Annotated in this window: 16 protein-coding genes; 9 read left to right on the plus strand and 7 right to left on the minus strand. The window is 42.6% G+C overall.

Going from position 1 to position 19,927, the window contains the following annotated elements:
• Window positions 1–26: 26 nt before the first annotated feature.
• From TRESADRAFT_RS13065 to TRESADRAFT_RS13085, 5 genes are all read right to left on the minus strand, one after another.
• Window positions 27–1,655: a DUF4435 domain-containing protein gene (locus TRESADRAFT_RS13065; protein WP_081478575.1), complete on the minus strand. Its 1,629-nt coding sequence runs from the start codon at window positions 1,653–1,655 to the stop codon at window positions 27–29.
• 63 nt (window positions 1,656–1,718) lie between these two features.
• A complete protein-coding gene (gene vapC, locus TRESADRAFT_RS13070) occupies window positions 1,719–2,120 on the minus strand; it encodes a type II toxin-antitoxin system tRNA(fMet)-specific endonuclease VapC (protein WP_040843148.1) in 402 nt (133 codons plus the stop codon).
• Entirely contained in the window at window positions 2,117–2,389 is a 273-nt protein-coding gene (locus TRESADRAFT_RS13075; protein ID WP_040843150.1) for a hypothetical protein, read from the minus strand. Before TRESADRAFT_RS13075 ends, vapC begins: the two co-directional genes overlap by 4 nt.
• 42 nt (window positions 2,390–2,431) lie before the next feature.
• Entirely contained in the window at window positions 2,432–3,583 is a 1,152-nt protein-coding gene (locus TRESADRAFT_RS13080; RefSeq protein ID WP_040843151.1) for an Eco57I restriction-modification methylase domain-containing protein, read from the minus strand.
• Window positions 3,556–4,149, minus strand: coding sequence for a master DNA invertase Mpi family serine-type recombinase (locus tag TRESADRAFT_RS13085; protein ID WP_002706304.1), 594 nt, complete (start codon window positions 4,147–4,149; stop codon window positions 3,556–3,558). The genes TRESADRAFT_RS13080 and TRESADRAFT_RS13085 overlap by 28 nt, the downstream gene beginning before the upstream one ends.
• A gap of 90 nt (window positions 4,150–4,239) precedes the next feature.
• On the opposite strand from TRESADRAFT_RS13085, the gene TRESADRAFT_RS13090 reads away from it, so the two are divergent.
• From TRESADRAFT_RS13090 to TRESADRAFT_RS13100, 4 genes are all read left to right on the plus strand, one after another.
• A complete protein-coding gene (locus TRESADRAFT_RS13090; protein WP_141607410.1) occupies window positions 4,240–6,168 on the plus strand; it encodes a hypothetical protein in 1,929 nt (642 codons plus the stop codon).
• A gap of 13 nt (window positions 6,169–6,181) precedes the next feature.
• Window positions 6,182–6,373 (plus strand): hypothetical protein, encoded by a 192-nt coding sequence (locus tag TRESADRAFT_RS16110; RefSeq protein ID WP_141607412.1) that lies wholly within the window; start codon window positions 6,182–6,184, stop codon window positions 6,371–6,373.
• A gap of 161 nt (window positions 6,374–6,534) precedes the next feature.
• Window positions 6,535–8,403, plus strand: a complete 1,869-nt coding sequence (locus TRESADRAFT_RS13095; RefSeq protein WP_002706306.1) for a methyl-accepting chemotaxis protein — start codon at window positions 6,535–6,537, stop codon at window positions 8,401–8,403.
• A 159-nt stretch (window positions 8,404–8,562) separates the two neighbouring features.
• Window positions 8,563–8,835: a type II toxin-antitoxin system RelB/DinJ family antitoxin gene (locus tag TRESADRAFT_RS13100; protein ID WP_002706307.1), complete on the plus strand. Its 273-nt coding sequence runs from the start codon at window positions 8,563–8,565 to the stop codon at window positions 8,833–8,835.
• A 452-nt stretch (window positions 8,836–9,287) separates the two neighbouring features.
• Here the strand turns inward: TRESADRAFT_RS13100 and TRESADRAFT_RS15780 are convergent, their stop codons facing one another.
• Window positions 9,288–9,605, minus strand: coding sequence for a helix-turn-helix domain-containing protein (locus TRESADRAFT_RS15780; protein WP_002706308.1), 318 nt, complete (start codon window positions 9,603–9,605; stop codon window positions 9,288–9,290).
• 127 nt (window positions 9,606–9,732) lie between these two features.
• On the opposite strand from TRESADRAFT_RS15780, the gene TRESADRAFT_RS13110 reads away from it, so the two are divergent.
• The 5 genes from TRESADRAFT_RS13110 to TRESADRAFT_RS13130 all read left to right on the plus strand — a co-directional run bounded on the left by TRESADRAFT_RS13110 (window position 9,733) and on the right by TRESADRAFT_RS13130 (window position 19,221).
• Entirely contained in the window at window positions 9,733–12,399 is a 2,667-nt protein-coding gene (locus TRESADRAFT_RS13110) for a UvrD-helicase domain-containing protein (protein WP_002706309.1), read from the plus strand.
• A gap of 3 nt (window positions 12,400–12,402) precedes the next feature.
• Window positions 12,403–13,269 (plus strand): PD-(D/E)XK nuclease family protein, encoded by an 867-nt coding sequence (locus TRESADRAFT_RS13115; protein WP_002706310.1) that lies wholly within the window; start codon window positions 12,403–12,405, stop codon window positions 13,267–13,269.
• Between the two features lie 13 nt (window positions 13,270–13,282).
• Window positions 13,283–15,337, plus strand: a complete 2,055-nt coding sequence (locus TRESADRAFT_RS13120) for a site-specific DNA-methyltransferase (RefSeq protein WP_002706311.1) — start codon at window positions 13,283–13,285, stop codon at window positions 15,335–15,337.
• Window positions 15,338–15,435: 98 nt separating this feature from the next.
• Entirely contained in the window at window positions 15,436–15,837 is a 402-nt protein-coding gene (locus TRESADRAFT_RS13125) for a four helix bundle protein (RefSeq protein WP_141607414.1), read from the plus strand.
• A 33-nt stretch (window positions 15,838–15,870) separates the two neighbouring features.
• A complete protein-coding gene (locus TRESADRAFT_RS13130) occupies window positions 15,871–19,221 on the plus strand; it encodes a DEAD/DEAH box helicase family protein (protein ID WP_002706314.1) in 3,351 nt (1,116 codons plus the stop codon).
• Here the strand turns inward: TRESADRAFT_RS13130 and TRESADRAFT_RS16845 are convergent.
• Entirely contained in the window at window positions 19,140–19,859 is a 720-nt protein-coding gene (locus tag TRESADRAFT_RS16845) for a septal ring lytic transglycosylase RlpA family protein (RefSeq protein WP_141607416.1), read from the minus strand. The two genes, TRESADRAFT_RS13130 and TRESADRAFT_RS16845, sit on opposite strands and share 82 nt — an antisense overlap.
• Window positions 19,860–19,927 lie beyond the last annotated feature (68 nt).

Below are 19,927 nucleotides of genomic sequence, written 5' to 3' on the forward strand. Positions count from 1 at the left end.
CATAATTTTACAATCTATAATGAAATTTAAATAGTAAGATTAGGAATATAAGGTTTTATTGCTTTACGTATCTCTGCCTCTTTATCTTTTCTAAGCGCACGCAATACACGTTTCGGATAATCTTCTTTTATTTTCAAGCCAAAGAACTCTCCAACAATTTTATTTGCAATAGTTTTGAAATTAAACACTCGTAAAATTTCTTCAAGTGTACTAGCATTATCAAACAAATCTCTTTTTTCACTAACAACAGCTTCTAATTTTTCTAACGAATATTTTTCATCTATATACTGCTTAATTTCATTTGCAGTATATTTTTTAGTTCCTATATCAAAAAGAGATAGTTGATGTTTTATTTCTTGATTCACAGAAGCGGCTATCTGATTTTCTTTGTTAGAATTATATAGCGAAATTATTTTTTCTTTAGCACTTCGCGCACTTCCATCCTCAGCAAGCAAAACCGATTCCATAACATCGAGCAATTCTGGAACAACAAAAAGATTCTCCACCTCAGCAACATTTAGACAATATATACCATCTTGCTCTAATGCAGATATTTCTCTTTCAGGTCGATAATCCCTGTCGATTACACCTTTTACATCGATTGAATTTAAATTTGCATATCCATTCTTCGACTTTACAAATCGTATTACATTTTGACAACTTCCACACGGAATAACATAATAATCGTTGTAAAGTTCACGATATAATGCAGAATCATAACTATCTTTTGTACCTTCAACAAATAAAATTTTTTGACGACTTCCAATAATTTCATATAGTAATTCAGTAGGAATATCAGAATAGTCGCTTGCTTTTATAAATTCATAATCCCATTTTTCTCCATCAAAAGCTTTTATCCATAGTACTTTATCTGCATTTCTAGTTAAAGCAAAATGCAAATCATGAGTGATATACATAAAAACACAATCGGGTCTTTCTTGTTCCAATCGAGTCCAGAGTTTATTAACAATAGCCTTATGAATATGTAATTCTGGTTCATCTATGATTAGTAAACTATTTTCACGAACAACAAGAGCCTGACAAATCATATAAAGCATTACACGCTCACCGTCACTCATTTCTTTTCCGTGATATTTTTTTTCATTATAAATTACATGAACTCCATTACCTGATAAATCAATTTTTCTGTGTGGAAGGATTTCGTTCCAAATACTAGTTGCCCTTTCTACAACAGTAGTAATAAGTTCAGGTCTTGTTCTGTGTGCATCGACAGCTTTCCGATCCTCCTCATGAGCAATTTCTAATTGCAAGTTTTTTTTCGAAAAAAGAAGTGAGAGTGCCTTAGAATAATCATCTAGCAAATAAGTTGCAGGATGCCCTTGAAATCTAAAACCATTTTTAGGGACATATGAATCTGAGTTACCATAAAACAGATTTCTTTCTGCGCTTTCATTGTCTAATATTGAAATACTATTAGAAATGGTCAATGATTTTTGAGCAGAGATTCTATGTACTAATAGTTTTTCGCTCTCAATTTGCGAATTATTGAACATAGAATCATTCATTTCTTCTATTCTTACGCTAAAGCGGGTTTTACCTGCACCATTTGCGCCAAGCAAGACGACAGGTTTTCCATAATCAAAGAAAACATCTTCCCCATTGGGAAATTTTACAGTCATGCAATTTTGTTCCATAAGATATTCTATTCCCCTTTACTTCATATTTCTTGCATTTTTCTCTATAAATCCCACATCCATTCATTTTGTCCAATCTTCTAGCTGAATATTAGGGATTCGTTCAAATTCTGCCGTATTGTGCGTAACCAAAATTCCACTATTTGCGATTGCTGTTGCAGCAATGAGCATATCATTCCAACCTATGACTTGCCCAGATTTTGTCAGATACTGTCTAAGTTCTCCGTACGATTCACAATAACGCTTTTCAAACGGAACTATCGTAAAATCCTTTATAAACTGTTCATAAAGAGCCTTGTTTCTTGAATAATAATTGCTGTGTGCCGCCCCGAACTCAAGTTCTGCCACAACTACTGAAGAAACAAAAATATCGGTTGTATAAGTTTCCTCAAAATGATGTTTCAAGCAAGGACTTTTATTTTTTATTGCGTCGATTATAACGTTCGTATCCAAAAAATATTTCAAAACAGTTCGTCCTCTCTCAATTCTGCAACGCAATCTTTAGGCTCTTCAAACGAATCATCTGTGCAACTGCCAAATAAATCAAAAAAGCCTTTTGAATAGGAATCTTTCGGGGACGAAGCTTTTTTCTTCGTTGGCATTTGCGATACCAAAAAAGAAATAAAATCATACGCTTCTTTCTGTTTTTCTGCATTAAGAGAAGCATACATACTCGCCATATTTTCAAATGATGAATATGTTTTTCTTGTTGTCATAAATGCTATATCACTCATGCCGAACCTCCCGTGTTCATTATACTATAGGCACAGCCTGCTTTAAAGGGCACAATCTGTCTTCCCCTTCACAACCGCAATCTCTTCTGCCGTTAGCCCATAGAGCGCATAGACTTTCTCGTCTATCTCCCGCTCCATCTCAGCTGTGTCCGCCGTGCTGTCCGCTTTCTTTGCAGCGAGTATCTTGTCCACCAAGTCGATGATTGGCTTTTGCTGTTCTGCACTTGTGTTCGGAAGAGGAATAGAACCTATTTGATTTCCATTCAAATCAAAATAGTTTCCTTGAACTTTTGTTGTTTTGTAATAAAACTCAAACCAAAAATTCGTTAGTCGTGAATTCAAAATTCCCAATACGAATTTCAAATTAACTTTCTGAGTTGGAATTAGATAATAAATTCTATCAAGGCAGACAATATCTTTTTCCTTTATCATAGATTGCAGATATTCTACAGTGCGAGGCATAATAATCATTTCTTGACTGAATATATCAGCAAAATCTGTATTAATAGTTTTCAGCTCACCTTCAATAAAATATTTTCTGACATTTGTTGATTTTACTGCTCTGTATTTGTTCCCAGCAAAATCTACCTTTGTATTCGGCAACCCTCTGGCAATATCAAACAAAGATGAGATGTTCTCACTATGAGAATTAATCTTCTTTATCAAAGACCGAAGTTCCTGCGTTACATCAACTATGAATTTAAAATCTGGGTCTGACAAAATATCAGCATAGTTTGTAAAAATCTTTTTAACACATTGGACATCTTCAATTTCAGAAAGATTTTGCAGTTTCTGATAAACAATTTCACTTCCTTTTATTTTCTGTACAAGGAGAATACAAGGATATGTCATTGCATTTTGAAAAACTGGAAGTTGAGAAATATCCAAAACATATTTTAAAGTATAGTTCTCTGCAAGTAATTTTCTACAACCAAAACCATAATCGGCATTAAAAAAACGAATCGGATTTATAAAGCATAGATGCCCTTTTTTATTAAGAATATTCATTCCTTGCTCAATAAACAAAAGGTACATATCATATTGCTTAGTAGCACTTTTATATTGTCTGTCATAATACTTTTTATCGTTTTCATTGATTGAAGTTCGTCTGATATACGGCGGGTTCCCAATCACAATGTCAAACCCGTTGCAGCCATTCGGTCGGTTTATTTCACCATCTTTAAGAAACGCCACAATGTCGTTCTATCAATATTTAATTTTCGTGCAATTTCAGTTTTGGGAATTCCCAGAATCAAAAATTCTTGGATAATATCCTCATAGCAAGTGAGTTTCTTGTTTTTGTTGTGACTTCCTTTTATTCGCCCTATGTGGATTCCTTGAGCCTTTCGCAAAGCCAACGCTTCCTTTGTTCGCTGGCTAATCAGATTTCGCTCAATTTCTGCACTAAGTCCGAATGCAAACGCTAAAACCTTGCTCTGTATATCATCTCCGAGCCTGTAATTGTCTTTTATAGTCCAGACTTTACATTCTTTATTCATACAGATATGCAGAATTTCCATAATCATAAATAGATTCCTTCCAAGCCGTGAAAGTTCTGCACAGATAATTAAGTCATCCTTTTGTACTTTATTCAAAAGCTCTCCGAGTTTTCGCTTATCATAATTTTTAGTTCCACTAATGGTCTCTTCAATCCAGTCATCAATATTAATGTTCTCGTTTTTGCAGAATTTGTTGATTTCAAACCGCTGATTTTCGACCGTTTGCTTGTCGCTTGAAACCCTGATATAGCCGTATGTCATAATAGTCTCCATAAAAAATACTTAAAATTCGTGATATAATACAACTTTGAGAGAAGCTAATGATGCTTTTTTTATTCGCCACCAAAAATTGTGCCAGATAAAGACTATGCTAGCGAGGTAAGAGAAATGATAGATTGGTCTTTTTTTATTTCTGAAAATCCTTCAGAGGAATTAATTTACTTTACAGATTGCTGGGAGTATTTTTGTTCAAAATTATCAAATCCAACTATTTATGATACATTAACTTCTCCTCATTTTCTTATAAATGAAATAATTATAGAGTTTAGTATAAATGAGAAAGATAATTCTAAACATTTGAACTATTTTAAAGAATCTGCAAATACACATAAATCTTTTTATTTTTTATTCACGGCGGAGTTGCAGGCTTTATGGAATATGCTTGTAAATGAACTCAAAAATCCAAATAAAGATGTTCTATTAAAAATCGCATATGAAATCAAAGAAAAATTTATGCAAGATGAATTCGTATCTTATTTGGAAGGAAAAACAAAACAGGTTATTTTTGATAAGAAAGATAAAGAAAAAATAAAAAAAAGCGCAGCAGTTATTATTTTTGAATTTATATATAGGCAATTTGAAATAAAAACAATTTCAAATTTGTGTGATAAGATTTTCTCGTCCTATTCTGAAATTGATTATCCGAATGGTAAGCATTTAGTTACATCATATCCATACAAATCTGTTATAAAAAATCCAGAGGAACATAATAAAATTCTAAAAGATGAGATGGAAAACCTAACTTTTGATGATAGACTTTCTCGGCTTTTTGAAATATTAACACAAAAAGAAAAATATCAATATGTTGTTTTTTATGTTAGTGGGTTACACCTTTCGCAAGAAGAAACCTTCGATGATGTAACATTTTATAATCCGCTTGTATCTAAAAAACTCAAAGGTTTTACTTCAAATGAAGAATGCTTTCATAATGCAAATTATGAAATAGGTTCAAATGTACTTGTGAAAGTATTTTGTAAGGATACCTTATTTGGAGTTAATATTGCAAAAAAACAGGTTTCCGAAATTTGTGATTACTTAAAACTTTTATACAGAACAGAGGCTGATTATAAAATTTTTTCCGATGAATATTTTATTTGTGATGAATCAATGAACATTGTTTCTCATTCTGGGTCAAATGATACAAAATCTCTTTATGATTTAAGTATAGATAGAATACGAAATAATAGCCAAAAAGACGTTTCGGTTATCTATAAAAACTTATTTGATAATATTTCAGGCTCAGACAATAAGGCAATAAAAGATGCATTGCACTTTTATAGAAAAGGAATTGAGTCTGATAATCAGGAAGAAAAACTATTAAACCTTTGGATTAGTTTAGAAAATGTTTTTTCTGGAGTCTCTATAAAAATTTCTAAGGAAAATGAAGACAAAACAAAATTCTCAAAAATTTCTGATTGTTTGAAACATTATCTTATTTTTCGCTATTTTTATTCATGTGGCTGGAGTATATACGATAGTTTTCAGCATTATTTTACATCAGTAAATGTTGTTAATTCGAGAAGAGTTTCCCGAATTTTGTTATCAGCAGAAGATTCAAAAGAAATAAATATTGTAACATCTTCAAAAAATGGGTTTTCATTGTTTGATTTCATCAATCTTTTGAATAAATTTGGAAAATGTACTGACAATTGTATCTTTAATGAAGAACTAAATAAAACTATTGAGTTTTACAAAAGCAATAAAACTTTCACAAATGCAATAAATGCGATTGAGCCTACAATAAAAAATGAATTACTTATGATATATCGTCAAAGAAATCAGATAGTTCATAAGGCTTCGTACGATACAACATTACTTAATTTTTATATTTCAAAATTACAATTTGTTACTACAGTATTTCTTAGAGATTTGATTGCGAATATGCCAAACGAAAAATCTATTAATAATTTTATACTTAATCAGTATATAAAAGTTGAAAAAATTAGGAATATCATAAAAAACAATTCTGTGGCATCTCCAGAAGAGATTCTGAATAAATAGGGAGTGAAGTCTTATGACCGACTTATACAAATATATATCAAACAAATGCTTAGAAACAGCATCTGCTGAACTTGTGAAGCAAGCTATTTTAGAAGATATGACTTTATCGCCTGTGCAAAAGCAGAATTGGATTTCTCTAATAAATACAATGTCTGCAGCAAAGAATATGGCTGATATATGCAAAATTCTTTCTGGAAGAATGTGATAGAATAAAGAGGTAATAAAATGTCGAACCAAAAAACTTTACAAATCCGATATAGCGATTGACCCGAAATACAGTTCAGCATGACACTTTTTGCTCAGCGTGACGGAAAAAATTATTTACATTCTATGTAAAAAAATGTGAATAAATGAGATGATTAATCTATGAACATTTTTTCGCTTTATTCAATATTCTTTTGCATTTCGACAGTAATCGGCATTCCGCTTCTTTCGTACCTGCAAATCATGCAGATAAAAGGAAGCTCTTTTCAGGAATGGATTTCAGGAATCGGCACGACTTTGATTCCTGCCGCGGGACTCTCCATAATTATCGTAGCTCTTGTCTACAGCAAGATGAAGCACCTCATGAAAATGCTCAAGGACGTTGAGGAGCGTCCGCTGACTCTCGAAGAGAAAACGAGGGCGGCCGCCATAATGCGTGTGGTGAACAGAATCTCCACGGTTTCGCTCCTGCTCGGCTTCTTCACGGGGAACGGACTTTCGGTCTTGATAAAGGTCAGCCTCGGAATCCTCCACTACACGACGACAGAGATGGTCATCATGCTCGTGCTCACTTCGGTCTACGCGTTCATGGCGAGGGAATACGCGGTGGACTGCTTCAACGCGTGCGCCAGGAGCGAGCTTTCAAAACTCGGAATCACGAGCACCGACGGAATAAAGACTTCCGCCTTCACAAGCTCTCTTTTCAGGACGGTGGCGACCTGCATTTTCGCGACCGGCTGGCACATATTCTGCTCAGGCTATGGAGCCGTCCGCAACGGACTTTCTACAGAACAGTTCTTCTCGAACGCCGCGATTTCCATAACGATTTCGCTTGGAATGACGCTTCCGCTTCTCATTCTCATATTGAAGCAGCTCCGCGCGAGGTTCGAGATAACCGTGGACCAGGTGAAGACCCTCACCGAGACCGGAAACATCCAGAAGCGGCTTTCGATAGGTGCCTTCGACGACTTCGGTGTTGTCGAGAGCGAGATAAACGCCTTGATGGACTTGCTGCAGGTGCATTTGAAGAACCTCACGTCCGAGGCCTCGAACGTGGACGTGGGCGCGAACGAGTTGAAGAACGTTGCCGATTCGTCCGCGGCCGGCGTCACTCAGGTTTTCAGCACGATAAAGAACCTCAATTCTGAAATCGACGAGGAAGGGCAGATTCTGGCCCAGCTCAAGGACGGAATCGTCTATCTTTCTTCGGACGCGGACAAAATCGACGTGGCGGTGAAGAAGGAATTCGATGCCGCGAAGGTGAACGTCAGCCTCATGAACAAGACGAGCGAGAACCTCCGTTCAATCGACGAGATGATAGACAAGGCCGAGTCCAGCTCCCTGAGGCTTTCCGAGATTTCAAAGCAGGGAAACGAGGAAGTGAACAAGACGATGAGCATCGTCAACACCGTGAGCGAGAAGTCAAGGATGATGGGCGATGTCATAAGGGTAATCCAGACAGTTGCGAGCCAGACGAACCTCCTCGCCATGAACGCTTCGATAGAGGCGGCCCATGCGGGAGAAGCCGGTTCTGGATTCGCGGTCGTCGCCGAGGAAATCAGGAAGCTCGCCGAGTCGTCGTCGAAATCCGCGAAGGACATCAAGGACTTGATAACGGAAATCGTGAACGCCGTGGACAGCTCTTCAAAATCGATGGCTTCAACGATGGAGATATTCGGAAAAATCGAGGAGGAAATCGACCAGCAGAAGAATGTCGTCTCCACAATCTCCGAGTCGATGGACATGCAGTCTGAAAGCGTCAAGCAGACGAAGAACGCCACCGACGAAATCAGCCGCCAGATTGACAGCGTGACGACGCTCGTCCAGAAGCAGGCCGAATATTCAAAGCTCATGATGGAGAACGTGAATAAGGTCTTCGATTTCTCAAGGAAAATCTCCGAATCGATGAACGAATCCGAGGCCGTGATACGGAACTTCTCCGAGACTGTGGAAATCGTCAAGGACAAGGCCGAGCGGAACAAGGATTCCGTCAAGAACATCACGAAGGAAATCGACAAGTTCTCGTTCTGAAATTCGCAGTTTGTTGAAAAATGCCGCGCCCGGTCAATCCGCTTGGGATTTTTTCGGGCGCGTTTTTTTTGCCGCGTGCCTGTTTTTTATATGCGTGATAAGATGTTTGCTTTACAGGCACTGGCAAAAATCGTATATTTGCAGGCAAAAGGACATGATATGGCACAGGCGATGATAAATTTCAGAATGGACAGCGAAGAGAAGCGTTCTCTTGAGGAAATATGCGAGCAGCTTGGAATCTCAATCACAAGCGCGTTCAAGATTTTTGCGAAGAAAGTGATAAGGGAAAGGCGGATTCCGTTCGATGTCGCGCTTGACGACTCCCGTTCTGACCCGTTTTGGAGCGAGGAAAATCAGGCTTGGCTCAGGGATTCGATAAGGCAGGCAAGGGAAGGGCGGCTTACCGAACATGAGTTGATTGAGGCCGATTGATGCGAAAATTGTGCAATGCGGCACTCACTATCATAAATAGATTTTACTTGAACTGACTGATGCGCGCCCGGTCAATCCGCTTGGGATTTTTTGGGCGCGTTTTTTTTCGTGGTGGCTGTTTTTGGGGATGCGTGCGCTATAGGGCAGAAAAGACCGATGCCCGTCTTTTTTCAGGCTTCAAAGCGCTTTCTCAGGCGGAAAAATTGCCCGTAAATAAAATAAGGTCGCAAAGAAGACTTACGGCATCCGCTACGAGACTTTGCTAATCTTTGATTTGTCACATTGAACCGGAAATCCGGACATAGGCTTTCCAATAATCAAAGAAAAATCCCGAATGAATTTTCCGACGCTAAAAATCAGATTATCGAAAAAAACAAGCTCCTTGCGCTTAAAGAAAACGGCGGCGAGCTCTATGGGGTAAACTGGCCGATTTCCCACGGCAAATACTCTTTTTACTCCTCGCATTCCGCCACAGGAAATTTCTTTTCAACCATTTCCTTCATCTTTACGGAAAGTTCTTCGTCGAAGAATTTTCGCACATCGTCACGAGTTGCACTTGCGTTGCGGAGGAACAGGTCGGCGGGGTGGATTTCAAGAGCATCGGCGATTTTCAGAATCATCTCGAACGACGGAGCCGATTTTCCAGATTCGATGACGCCGATATTTCCCTTTGTTCTATCGCATAATCCTGCAAGAACCGATTGCGTATAGCCGCGTAATTCACGGTAATAGATTAAGTTAGATATAAAATCAGACGCGTATGTTTTCATACGCTTATTTTAATTGAGAAAAATTTCAATCTGATTACTCACAGTTACCAATTTTATGATATGATTAAAATCTGTTATCTTTTGCATTAAAAAGTTAGTAATTTTTATCACATTTTGGAGACAAAACGTGTCTGAGCACTTTACGATTGAAACATTGTTCACAGAATACGGCTTCACACCCAATGAAAGCCAAAAAGACGCGATAATGACGCTGGAAGGTCCTCTGTTTTTGACGGCGGGTCCGGGTTCCGGCAAAACACGCGTCATACTGTGGCGGACTGTGAACCTGATAGTCTTCCACAACATCAAGCCGGAAGAAATCTTTTTGGCGACGTTTACGGAAAAGGCAGCCCTTCAATTGAAGCAGGGATTGCAGAGTCTTTTGTCGCTGGCTTCGACACATACGGGAAAGCCTTACGATTTGGGCAGGATGTACATCGGAACGCTTCATTCTCTTTGCCAGAAACTTCTTGTCGACAGGCACTTGAATTCCAAAAGGACACGGCAGCGCGCTCTAGCTTTGATGGATGATTTGAACCAGTTCCTCTTTGTCTACAATCATAGCAATTTTGAAAGAATCTTGGCCGCGGGACAGTTGGGCGAAAGCGGAACTGATTTGTATCACAGAATCAACGGATATTTTTCTTCAACTGCGTATGGCGTTACCTGGTCCCGCTCCGACTGTGCGGCAAACCTGATTTCGTTTTTCGGAAGACTGACAGAAGAAAATTTTGCGGCGGAAGAACTGAATTCAGATGACGAACTTGAGCAGGCGATGTTCAGAATGTATCTGGAGTACAGGGAGATGCTGGGCGAGAACGGCTCTGCTCGGGTGGATTTTTCAACTCTACAGCAGGCGGCCTATGACTATCTCTGCGAATCGACGACAATCGAACAGTACATCAAGTATGTGGTTGTGGACGAGTATCAGGACACGAACACGATTCAGGAGATGATTTACTTCAAACTGGCGGAAAAGACGCACAACATCTGCGTCGTGGGCGATGACGACCAGGCACTTTACCGCTTCCGCGGCGCGACGGTCGAGAATCTCGTCTTCTTTGAAGAAAAGACAAAAAACTATCTGGGCGTTGAACCGAAGAGAATCGACTTGAACATCAACTACCGCTCCAGAAAAGAAATCGTCGATACTTACACCCACTACATCGAAGGCGGAGACTGGAAGCCGGGAAAGAAGAAGACGAGCTACCGCTTGGACAAGAACATTGTCGCCCACAGCAAAGACGCGGGAACATCCGTAGTGCACATTTGTGGAAACAAGAAGACTCTGGCGGAAGAAGTCGCGGATCTCATCAAAGAGATGAAGACAAAGGGAAAGATTACGGACTACAACCAGTGCGCGATTCTCTTTCCAAGCCTGAGGTCGAACGGAGAAGCAAACACGAGCGTCCGAGAATTCGCCGAAGCGTTGAAATCACTCGGAATCCCGCATTACGCTCCACGCGCATACAACTTTCTTTATACAGAAGAGTGTCTTGCAGTTTTCGGCTTGATGATAAAGGTCTTCGAGCCAAAGATTGACGAAATCGATGAGGACAAGAAGAACAAGAACCGCAAAGAAAAATTCCATGTGTGGCTTTCAAACTGCGAAAATTTTGCGGAGAAGATGATTGACGGCGACCCGCTGCTTGAAAAATTCATCGATGACCTCAAAAAACAAAAAGAGAATTCCCTTGCAGTGTACAAGATGCTTTTGGACGCTCTCTCAAGCGAAAATCAATTCTTCTACGGAGTCGGCTCTGGAGAGGCAACTTCCGGGGGAACGTTTGACGGCACAACAGAGGCGACACCTGCAATAACGGCGAAGCTGGCAAAGACGAGGGGGCTTCCTACGGCCGTCGCACGGCTCCTCACCGGAAAAAGGCTGAATCAATTTATCATCCAGAAGAAGAAGGAAGGAACGCCCCTCACAGTCAACTACGTCCTTGCCCGATGCAGTTCTCTGGACTGGACTGTGCTCGACTTGTTCTACCGCTTCACATGCTTTGACCATTTTAAAGAGATGTTCAAGAAGGCGGAGTCGGGAGAAGACGAAGGCCCGATGTACAACTTGGCATTGATAACGCAGTATCTTTCCACGTTCATGGAAAACAACCTTTCCATTTTGAGCGGAGGAAGTTTTGTGCGCGAGTCTTTCAACCACATTTTCTTCGACAGCTACCTCTACGCCCTCTTCAACCGCGGCGAAACGGAATACGAAGACGAAGAAGACCCGTTTCCAAAAGGCCGCGTGCCGTTCATCACGATTCACCAGTCAAAGGGATTGGAATTCCCGATGGTCGTTTTGGGCAGCGTGAACAAGAAAGACGGAGACGCCCGCATAATGGACAAACTGGTTCGAAAGCTCCGAAAAAGCGAGAACGCAGAGCCGTTGGACATGATAAGCAACTACGACAACCTTCGAATGTTCTACGTTGCCTTGAGCCGAGCGAAAAACCTGATGGTCATCTGTCAGGAAACAAAAAAAGACGGCTCTGCAAGGGCAGACAACCACACGAGTTTCGTTCAATTGTTCGAAAACTCAAAGCTTTCAAAACCGGAAGACCTTGAAGTTGAATCAATTCCAGAAGCAAAGCCAACTGACGATGCCATGCCGAAAATCTACAGCTACACGGCGGATTATCTTCCGTATCTGAACTGTCCCAGAAACTACATGGTCTTCCACAGATTCGGTTTTGTTCCGTCCAGAAGCCAGACGATGTTCTTCGGCTCTCTCGTCCATGAATCGATTGACGATTTGCAGCAGATGTTCAACGTGGCGAGGGGGATGTAAAAGATGACTGTTACAAAAGAAGACGTTTTCGACATGCTGAACGCCGACCCGAAAGAAGTCTCGGCGGAAATCACGAGGGCATTCTACGAGAACTACAATTACCTAAAAGAGAACGGCGGCCACGCCATCGACGGAAAATTGAGGCGGCAGGCTCTCAATCAAGTGCTCTATTACTGGAAGAAGAACCGCGCCCTCATGGAACGCATCACCGACAGCGAAGTGAAGCTCACGCTGCCGGAGCAGAAGACTCCGAACCTGTCGCTTCCTTTCAGTATTGAAGGCGTTGTGGACATCGTGGAAGAGAGTGACAGGACGATTCTCTACGACCTGAAGACGCACGACCCGGAGAGAATCAAGGCGGATACTGAGCCATACCGCGAGCAGCTCTATGTCTACGCCTACATCTGGAAGAACCTGATGGGTAACCGGGTGGACGACACCGCAATCATCGCGACTCCGCTTCCAAAGGATTTGACCAACGCAATCAAAGACATGGAAGAGAACGGTCTTTCGCAAAGTCCTGTGGTGGAAAAGGAACTGGAAAAATGGGAGCCACTCATTCCAATCGGATACGAGGAAGAGGAAGTCGCCCGGATGATTCAGGGTTTTGGCGAAGTCGTTGAAAAGATTGAGACGCACCAGTTCAGCCCTCCACCACTAAAAACGCTGGAAGAAAAGAAGAAGGGCTTTAAATATCCCTTTGCTGTCCACGTCTGCCGCAACTGCGACGCCCGGTTCAGCTGCGACAGCTACTCGGAATATGTGAGAAAAGCTAACGGAATCAAAAAACGCGGAGAGATGTTCGAGTACATGCTTCCGCTCAAAGACGAAAACGAAGACTTCATCGACGGCAATTTACAGGAACAGTAAGGAGAAGAAGAAAATGGCGATAGAAAAATTGAACCTCAGGGCAGACTGCCAGGACGAACGGTTTGAAAAGTTGAAGCAGCTTTACCCGGAACTTTTCAGTGACGGTAACTTGAATGTGGAGGCATTGAAAGAAGCCTGCGGACTTGAAACGGAAGAGGACGGCTACTACGGTCTCTACTGGCCGGGAAAGAACGAGGCGAAGAGGCTTGCCAGAAAAGAAGCGACCGGAACACTTGAACCTGTGGAAGGCGACGGCGTAAACGAGGACACCACCCACAACATCTACATCGAAGGCGACAACCTTGAAGTCTTGCGGACTCTCAAAAAGAGCTACCAGAACCGCGTGAAGATGATTTACATCGATCCGCCCTACAACACAGGAAACGACTTCATCTACCCCGATAACTATCTGGAACCTGTGGAAGACTACCTTCGCTTTACAGGACAGATGGACGACGAGGGAAGAATGCTCGTTGCCAACCCAAAGAGCAGCGGAAAGTTCCACCGAAGATGGCTCAACATGATGTACCCAAGGTTGCAGCTGGCAAGGGAGCTTTTGACGGATGACGGCGTGATTTTCATCTCGATTGACGACAACGAGCAGGCAAATCTGAAATTGCTTTGCGATGATGTGTTCGGGGAAGGGAATTTTGTAAGTTCTTTGATATGGTCGGCAGGACGGAAAAACGACTCAAAGCATATTTCAGTTTCTCATGAGTATATTCTTTGCTATTTTAAAAGTAGTTCATATATAGCAGAAAATAACATAATTTGGCGAGAAAAGAAAAATGGTCTTGACGATATTTATGCAGAATATGAAAAACTGAAAAAAGAATATGGAACAGATATAAAAAAAATTGAAAAAGGGTTGAAAGATTGGTATAAAAATTTACCAAACGGGCATCCTGCGAAAGACCATGCACATTATAATCATGTTGATGAAAAAGGAATTTTTTTCCCTGACAATATCTCATGGCCCGGTGGTGGCGGACCTAAGTACGAAATTTTACATCCCATAACAAACAAGCCCGTCAAGGTTCCTTCTCGCGGTTGGCTTACAAGTGAAGAAAACATGAAAGAATGGATAAAGCAAGGTCGTGTTCAATTTGGAGAAGATGAAAATGGAGTTCCAACTTTAAAATCATATTTGAAGGATAGAGAATATTCAGTTCCTTATAGTGTTTTTTATAAAGATGGTAGGGCTGCTTCAAAGAGACTAGCAACCTTAATGGACGACAAAATATTTGAAAATCCAAAAGATGAAGAGATAATTCAACGAATGATTGGATTTGCAGGTCTTAAAGACAATGATATTGTTCTTGATTTCTTTTCAGGCTCGGGAACAACCGCTCATTCTGTCTTTCTAGCAAATATTGCGCAAAACATGAATCGACAATTCATACTGGTTCAATTGCCAGTTAAAATTGAAGTTGATGGCTCAAAATCTGAAAAATCAAAAAAAGTTGCCCAAAATGCAATAAACCTTCTAGAAAAACTAAAAAAGCCCTATAACATCTGCGAAATCGGAAAAGAAAGAATTCGACGTGCTGGTCAACAGATTCTGAATCAAGTTCAGAATGACGGTTCAAAAAAAGAATCATCAACTGTCAACTCTCAACTTTCCACTGACAATTCTCAACTCTCAACTATCGACGTTGGTTTCAAAGTCTACCGTCTCGCGAAGTCCAATTTCACGGAATTCGAGAACGTGAGCGGAACGGACAGGTCGGCGCTCGAAGACTTGTTCGCGCAGGCGGAGAAGGAGCCTCTCACGGAAGGCTGGAGAGAAAGGAAGTCGTCGGTAATCACGGAACTCTGCCTGCGCCACGGCTTCGTGCTCGACTCCGCAATCACAAAATGCACAGAATACACACAGAACGAAGTCCTCAAGATTGTGGACCAGGACGAAGAGAAAACGATGTTCGTCTGCCTCGACGAAAAAATCAGCGGGGAAACGGCGAAGAACCTGCATCTGGACGACGGAGAAAAGTTCATCTGCCTGGACAGCGCAATCGACGACCAGCTCAAACTACAGCTTTCGGACAAAGGAAGGATTGAGACGATTTAGATAATGGAAAATGGAGAGTGGAAAATTGAGAATTGAGGATGAAGAATTGAAAATTGGGAAGGGAGAAGGGAGAATTATGTAGGAGGAATATGAACAAAATGGAAAACAAATCATCAACTGTCAGCTCTCAATTCTCAACTAAAAAAGGTGTGATTCAGGAGAAGTCGAAGGCTTTTGCGGTGCGGATTGTGAAGTTTTATAAATATCTCTGTGACGAAAAGAAAGAGTTCGTGCTTTCAAAACAAGTCTTGCGAAGCGGGACGAGCATTGGGGCGAATGTTCGTGAGAGCAAGAATGCCCAAAGCAAGGCGGATTTCATCAGCAAAATGAGCATTGCACTCAAGGAAGCGGACGAAACTGCATATTGGATTGAGCTTTTGACAGAAAGCGAAATCGTAAAAGAAACGCAAGTGAAAGACCTTTACGAAGAGAACACGGAAATCATCAAGATTCTGACTTCCATCGTTAAAAGTTCAAAACTTAAAGTAATTGATAATTGAAAATGGAAAATTGAAAATTATGGAAGAAGAAATATGAGCGAAATGGAAAACAAATCATCAACTATCAATTCTCAATTCTCAACTGTAAAGATTCAGTTTGACCCCAACCAGGACTACCAGAGGGACGCGGTGGATGCGGTCTGCGGTGTTTTCGAGGGGCTTTCAAGGAGGGAGAGCGTCGATTATTCCCTCACGAACGGGGAGGAAGTCGATTGCGTTCCCAACTGCGAGACGGACACAGTTTTTGAGCCGTACGAACTCTTGGAGAACGTGAACAATGTGCGGAGCAAGTTTTTTCCGGCTGACAAAGCGCGGCTTTCCGAGCTGGCGGAAAAGAACAGCGGCGACATGATAAAAGGATTCGACTTCCATGAATACGACGAGTTCACAATCAACATGGAGACCGGAACCGGAAAGACCTACGTCTACCTCAAAACAATCTACAAGCTGCATGAAGAATACGGATTCACGAAATTCATCATCATCGTTCCGAGCGTGGCAATCTACGAAGGAGTGCTGAACACATTCAGCGCAACACGGAAGCACTTCCAGAACATGTTCAGCGCGGGAACCGTACCGAGCAAAATCATCGAATACGACGGAAACCACCCGGAAATCTGCAAGAATTTCGCTTCCCTAACCGACAATTCGATTCTGCTGATGACAATCGACTCTTTCAACAAAGCGTCCAACAACATCTACAAGTCAACGGACAAACTGCCCGGAAGCGATTTGCTTCCAGTGAACTACATCCAGATGACGCGCCCAATCCTGATTCTGGACGAATCCCAGAACTACTCAAGCGACACGAGCCGCGCCGCTTTGAGAACGCTGCGGCCCCTGTGCGCCATCCGCTATTCCGCAACGCCCGGCAAGGATTCACCGAACGAACTCTACCGTTTGAGCTCGTTCGATTCCCTGCAGAAAAATCTCGTAAAGCGAATCGAAATCTACGGAACCGACGAAGTGCAGTCCGGTGTCGCCCAAGAGGACTACATCAAAGTCGTGAGCGTGAGCAATGTCTCAAAGAAAATCAAATGCGTCCTCGAAGTGCAGGTGATGAGCGGCGGAGGATTGAAGCTTGAGCAAAAGGAATTCTCCGTGGGCGACCAGCTCCAAAAAGCGACGAAGAATCCCGCCTACAAAGAAATCTATATTGAAGACATCCGCTGTGTTCCAAAAGACGGCGACAAGAATAAGGAATGCGTTGTCCTTTCAAACGGCCTTCCGTATGCGGTGAACGAAACTTCTTGCGCTTCCCTCACAAAAAAAGAAGTCTTCCGCGAGATGATAAGGAACACCCTCGAAGCGCATCTAAAGCAGAAGAGAAAGCTGCAGAGAGAAGGCTACGGCGACGTGAAAGTCCTTTCGCTCTTCTTCGTGGACAGGGTCGCAAGCTACGAGGGAGACGACCCGATAATCAAGAATCTTTTTGACGAAGAATTCGACAAAATCAAAGGACGCGACCCTGACTGGAAAGATTTGAAAGCCGAAGAAGTGCGCGCCGCCTATTTTGCTTCATACAAGAATTCCAAAACAAAAAAGGAAGAGCTTCTCGAAATCGATGAAAACGAAAAATTGAAGGAAGCGGAAAAGAAAAATCTGGAAGAGGCGAAAAAGGCTGCCTACAACCTCATCATGAAGAAAAAGGAACAGCTTCTTTCGTTAAAAGAAAAAGTCTGCTTCATCTTTGCGCACTCTGCATTAAGAGAAGGCTGGGACAATCCGAATGTCTTCCAGATTTGCGCTTTACGCGAAATTACAACAGAGAACAACCGCAGACAGACAATCGGACGTGGTTTGCGACTTCCTGTGAACCAGAAGGGCGAGCGCATCCACAACCACGATTTGAACGTCCTCACCGTAATCGCAAACGAAAGCTACGAGCGGTATGCGGAAAAATTGCAGACTGAATACGGCGAAGCTGACGGCATCACCAAGAAACAGATTGGAAACGCCCGCGACAACAAGACGGCAAAACGCAACGACAAGTTCAAATCCGCTGACTTCAACAATCTCTGGAACGAACTGAGCCAGGAAACGGACTACACAATCAAAATCGACACGGAAAAACTGATTGCCAAGGCTGTCGAAGAAATCAACAAGCTGAAATTCCAGGAAATCGTTCAAATCGTAACAACGCACGGAAAATTCATCCGCACAAAGTATAAAATCGAAATCACGGCTTTCCAGCCGAGCGGAAAGGTAGACTGCCTGTTCTCAAAAGAAGACACAGAGGGCAACGAAGAAAAATCCCCGATTCAGCTTTCAGAAGGAATGTCGTTGAGTTCTGAAGATTCTGTGTTGAAGAGGATAAAAGTGAGCAAGGTCGATTTGAACACCAGACACCTTGAGTATTCCAAAATCAAATTCGACGACGGCGATGATGTTTTCACTGTTGGGGACGAATGGACGCTCGAAGCCCAGACTGGCAGCGGCAAAAAGGCGAGTGAAAAGGAACTGGAAGACATCGACATTCCAAAGTTCAATCTCTTCCAGCGCGCATCGGACGCGACAAACTTGACCCGAAAAACAATCATCGAAATCTTCAAAAGATGCGATGAGAAAGTCCAGATGGAATTCATCAAGAACCCGGAAGGTTTTTCAAGGCTATTCATCACTACGCTCAAAGAAGTTCTTGCCAACCACATTGTCGAAGAAATCGAATATACCCCGACCGGCGGCTACATGGACATCCACGACAAAAAAGACGAGCTCTTCCCCGAAGAGAAAGAGTTCCCGTCAAAAGAACTTGTTCCGGCAGATGAATCCAGAACCATCTACGATTATGTTCAGGTCGATTCAAATGTCGAGCGGCACTTTGTCGAACGCTTGAACACGGCAGGAGAAAACCACGGCGATGTGATTTTGTATTTCAAGTTCCCTCCGAAATACAAAATCCGGATGCCCAAGATGATTCAGAACTACAAACCCCGACTGGGCGATTTTACGAATGCCGAATCACGAGAAAAAGAAGACCGTCCGCGAGACAAAAGGAACGGAAGATTTGGACAAGCTCTGGCACTCAAACGAAAAGCGGAAAATCCTCTGCGCCCGCAAGCACTTTTTGTCGCTCGGCGTCGACTACCGCCCTGTAAACGACACGGACTCAGACTGGTACCTCACTTGGGACGAGTGGGAAAAGCTGAATCCGTCGCTGTTCGACTAACTTCCCCCGTCCGCAATCTACTGCAAGTTGCAGTTTTTTGCGGCATGACAGGATTCCTCCGTGTTATCACGGGCAAAGCAAAAAAGAAAGGCCTGCATCTAATAGAGCAGGCCCTCATTTTTCCGAATGCTTTTTATTTCGCGTCGACCGATGTGTCCGAGCTTGACGACGGTGGCGTGACGACCGAATCGGCCTTGCGCTCGCGCACGAAGTAGTCCGTGAAGCCCTTGCGCTCAAGCTCCGTGAGGACGTCCTGGACGTTCGCCGTCGCGATGTCCTTTATGACGACGCGCGTGACCTGGCTCGTCTTCTGGAACACGACGTTCTGGAAGCCCGCGTCGACGAGCTTCTGCCCGAGCGCCTCGGCGTTCTCCCGCTTCGCGAACGCGCCGAGCTGGATGTCCCACTTCTTGTTCGGGGCGTTGGCGAAGCGCGCCTTGCTCGCGGCAGGTGCGGAAGGCGCGACGCTCGTCTCCGTCGACTCAGCCTCGCCGAGCTGGACAATCTCGATGGAGACCTGCGCGGTTCCCGTGGAGAGCATGTTGAGCTTCTCGGCCGCGGCGCGTGAGACGTCGATTTCGCGCCCCTCCGCGAACGGCCCTCGGTCGTTTATGCGCACGTTGACGGATTTGCCGTTCTCCAGGTTCGTGACTTTGACGATTGTGTTGAACGGAAGCGTTTTGTGCGCCGCCGTGAATGCGTACATGTTGAAGGTCTCTCCGCTCGACGTTTTCTTGCCGTGGAATTTATCAGCATAGTATGAGGCGGTGACATTTGACTTGAACAGCTCCTCCGCGAACGTGGCGGATGCTGCCGTGAGCAACAAAAGCAAAACAAATGGTAATTTTTTCATGGTTTCATTATCGGTTTTTTGTTTTTGAGAATTCATAGAAAAATCTCCCCGAGCATTCCGATAATCTT

The organism is Treponema saccharophilum DSM 2985, assembly GCF_000255555.1.
Taxonomy (GTDB): domain Bacteria; phylum Spirochaetota; class Spirochaetia; order Treponematales; family Treponemataceae; genus Treponema_D; species Treponema_D saccharophilum.

Bases quoted from the DNA above. Each gene is read 5' to 3' on its own strand.
- TRESADRAFT_RS13065 (WP_081478575.1), bottom strand. From the start codon at position 1,655: ATGGAACAAAATTGCATGACTGTAAAATTTCCCAATGGGGAAGATGTT.
- TRESADRAFT_RS13075 (WP_040843150.1), bottom strand. From the start codon at position 2,389: ATGAGTGATATAGCATTTATGACAACAAGAAAAACATATTCATCATTT.
- TRESADRAFT_RS13085 (WP_002706304.1), bottom strand. From the start codon at position 4,149: ATGACATACGGCTATATCAGGGTTTCAAGCGACAAGCAAACGGTCGAA.
- TRESADRAFT_RS16110 (WP_141607412.1), top strand. From the start codon at position 6,182: ATGACCGACTTATACAAATATATATCAAACAAATGCTTAGAAACAGCA.
- TRESADRAFT_RS13095 (WP_002706306.1), top strand. From the start codon at position 6,535: ATGAACATTTTTTCGCTTTATTCAATATTCTTTTGCATTTCGACAGTA.
- TRESADRAFT_RS13100 (WP_002706307.1), top strand. From the start codon at position 8,563: ATGGCACAGGCGATGATAAATTTCAGAATGGACAGCGAAGAGAAGCGT.
- TRESADRAFT_RS15780 (WP_002706308.1), bottom strand. From the start codon at position 9,605: ATGAAAACATACGCGTCTGATTTTATATCTAACTTAATCTATTACCGT.
- TRESADRAFT_RS13115 (WP_002706310.1), top strand. From the start codon at position 12,403: ATGACTGTTACAAAAGAAGACGTTTTCGACATGCTGAACGCCGACCCG.
- TRESADRAFT_RS13120 (WP_002706311.1), top strand. From the start codon at position 13,283: ATGGCGATAGAAAAATTGAACCTCAGGGCAGACTGCCAGGACGAACGG.
- TRESADRAFT_RS13125 (WP_141607414.1), top strand. From the start codon at position 15,436: ATGGAAAACAAATCATCAACTGTCAGCTCTCAATTCTCAACTAAAAAA.
- TRESADRAFT_RS13130 (WP_002706314.1), top strand. From the start codon at position 15,871: ATGAGCGAAATGGAAAACAAATCATCAACTATCAATTCTCAATTCTCA.
- TRESADRAFT_RS16845 (WP_141607416.1), bottom strand. From the start codon at position 19,859: ATGAAAAAATTACCATTTGTTTTGCTTTTGTTGCTCACGGCAGCATCC.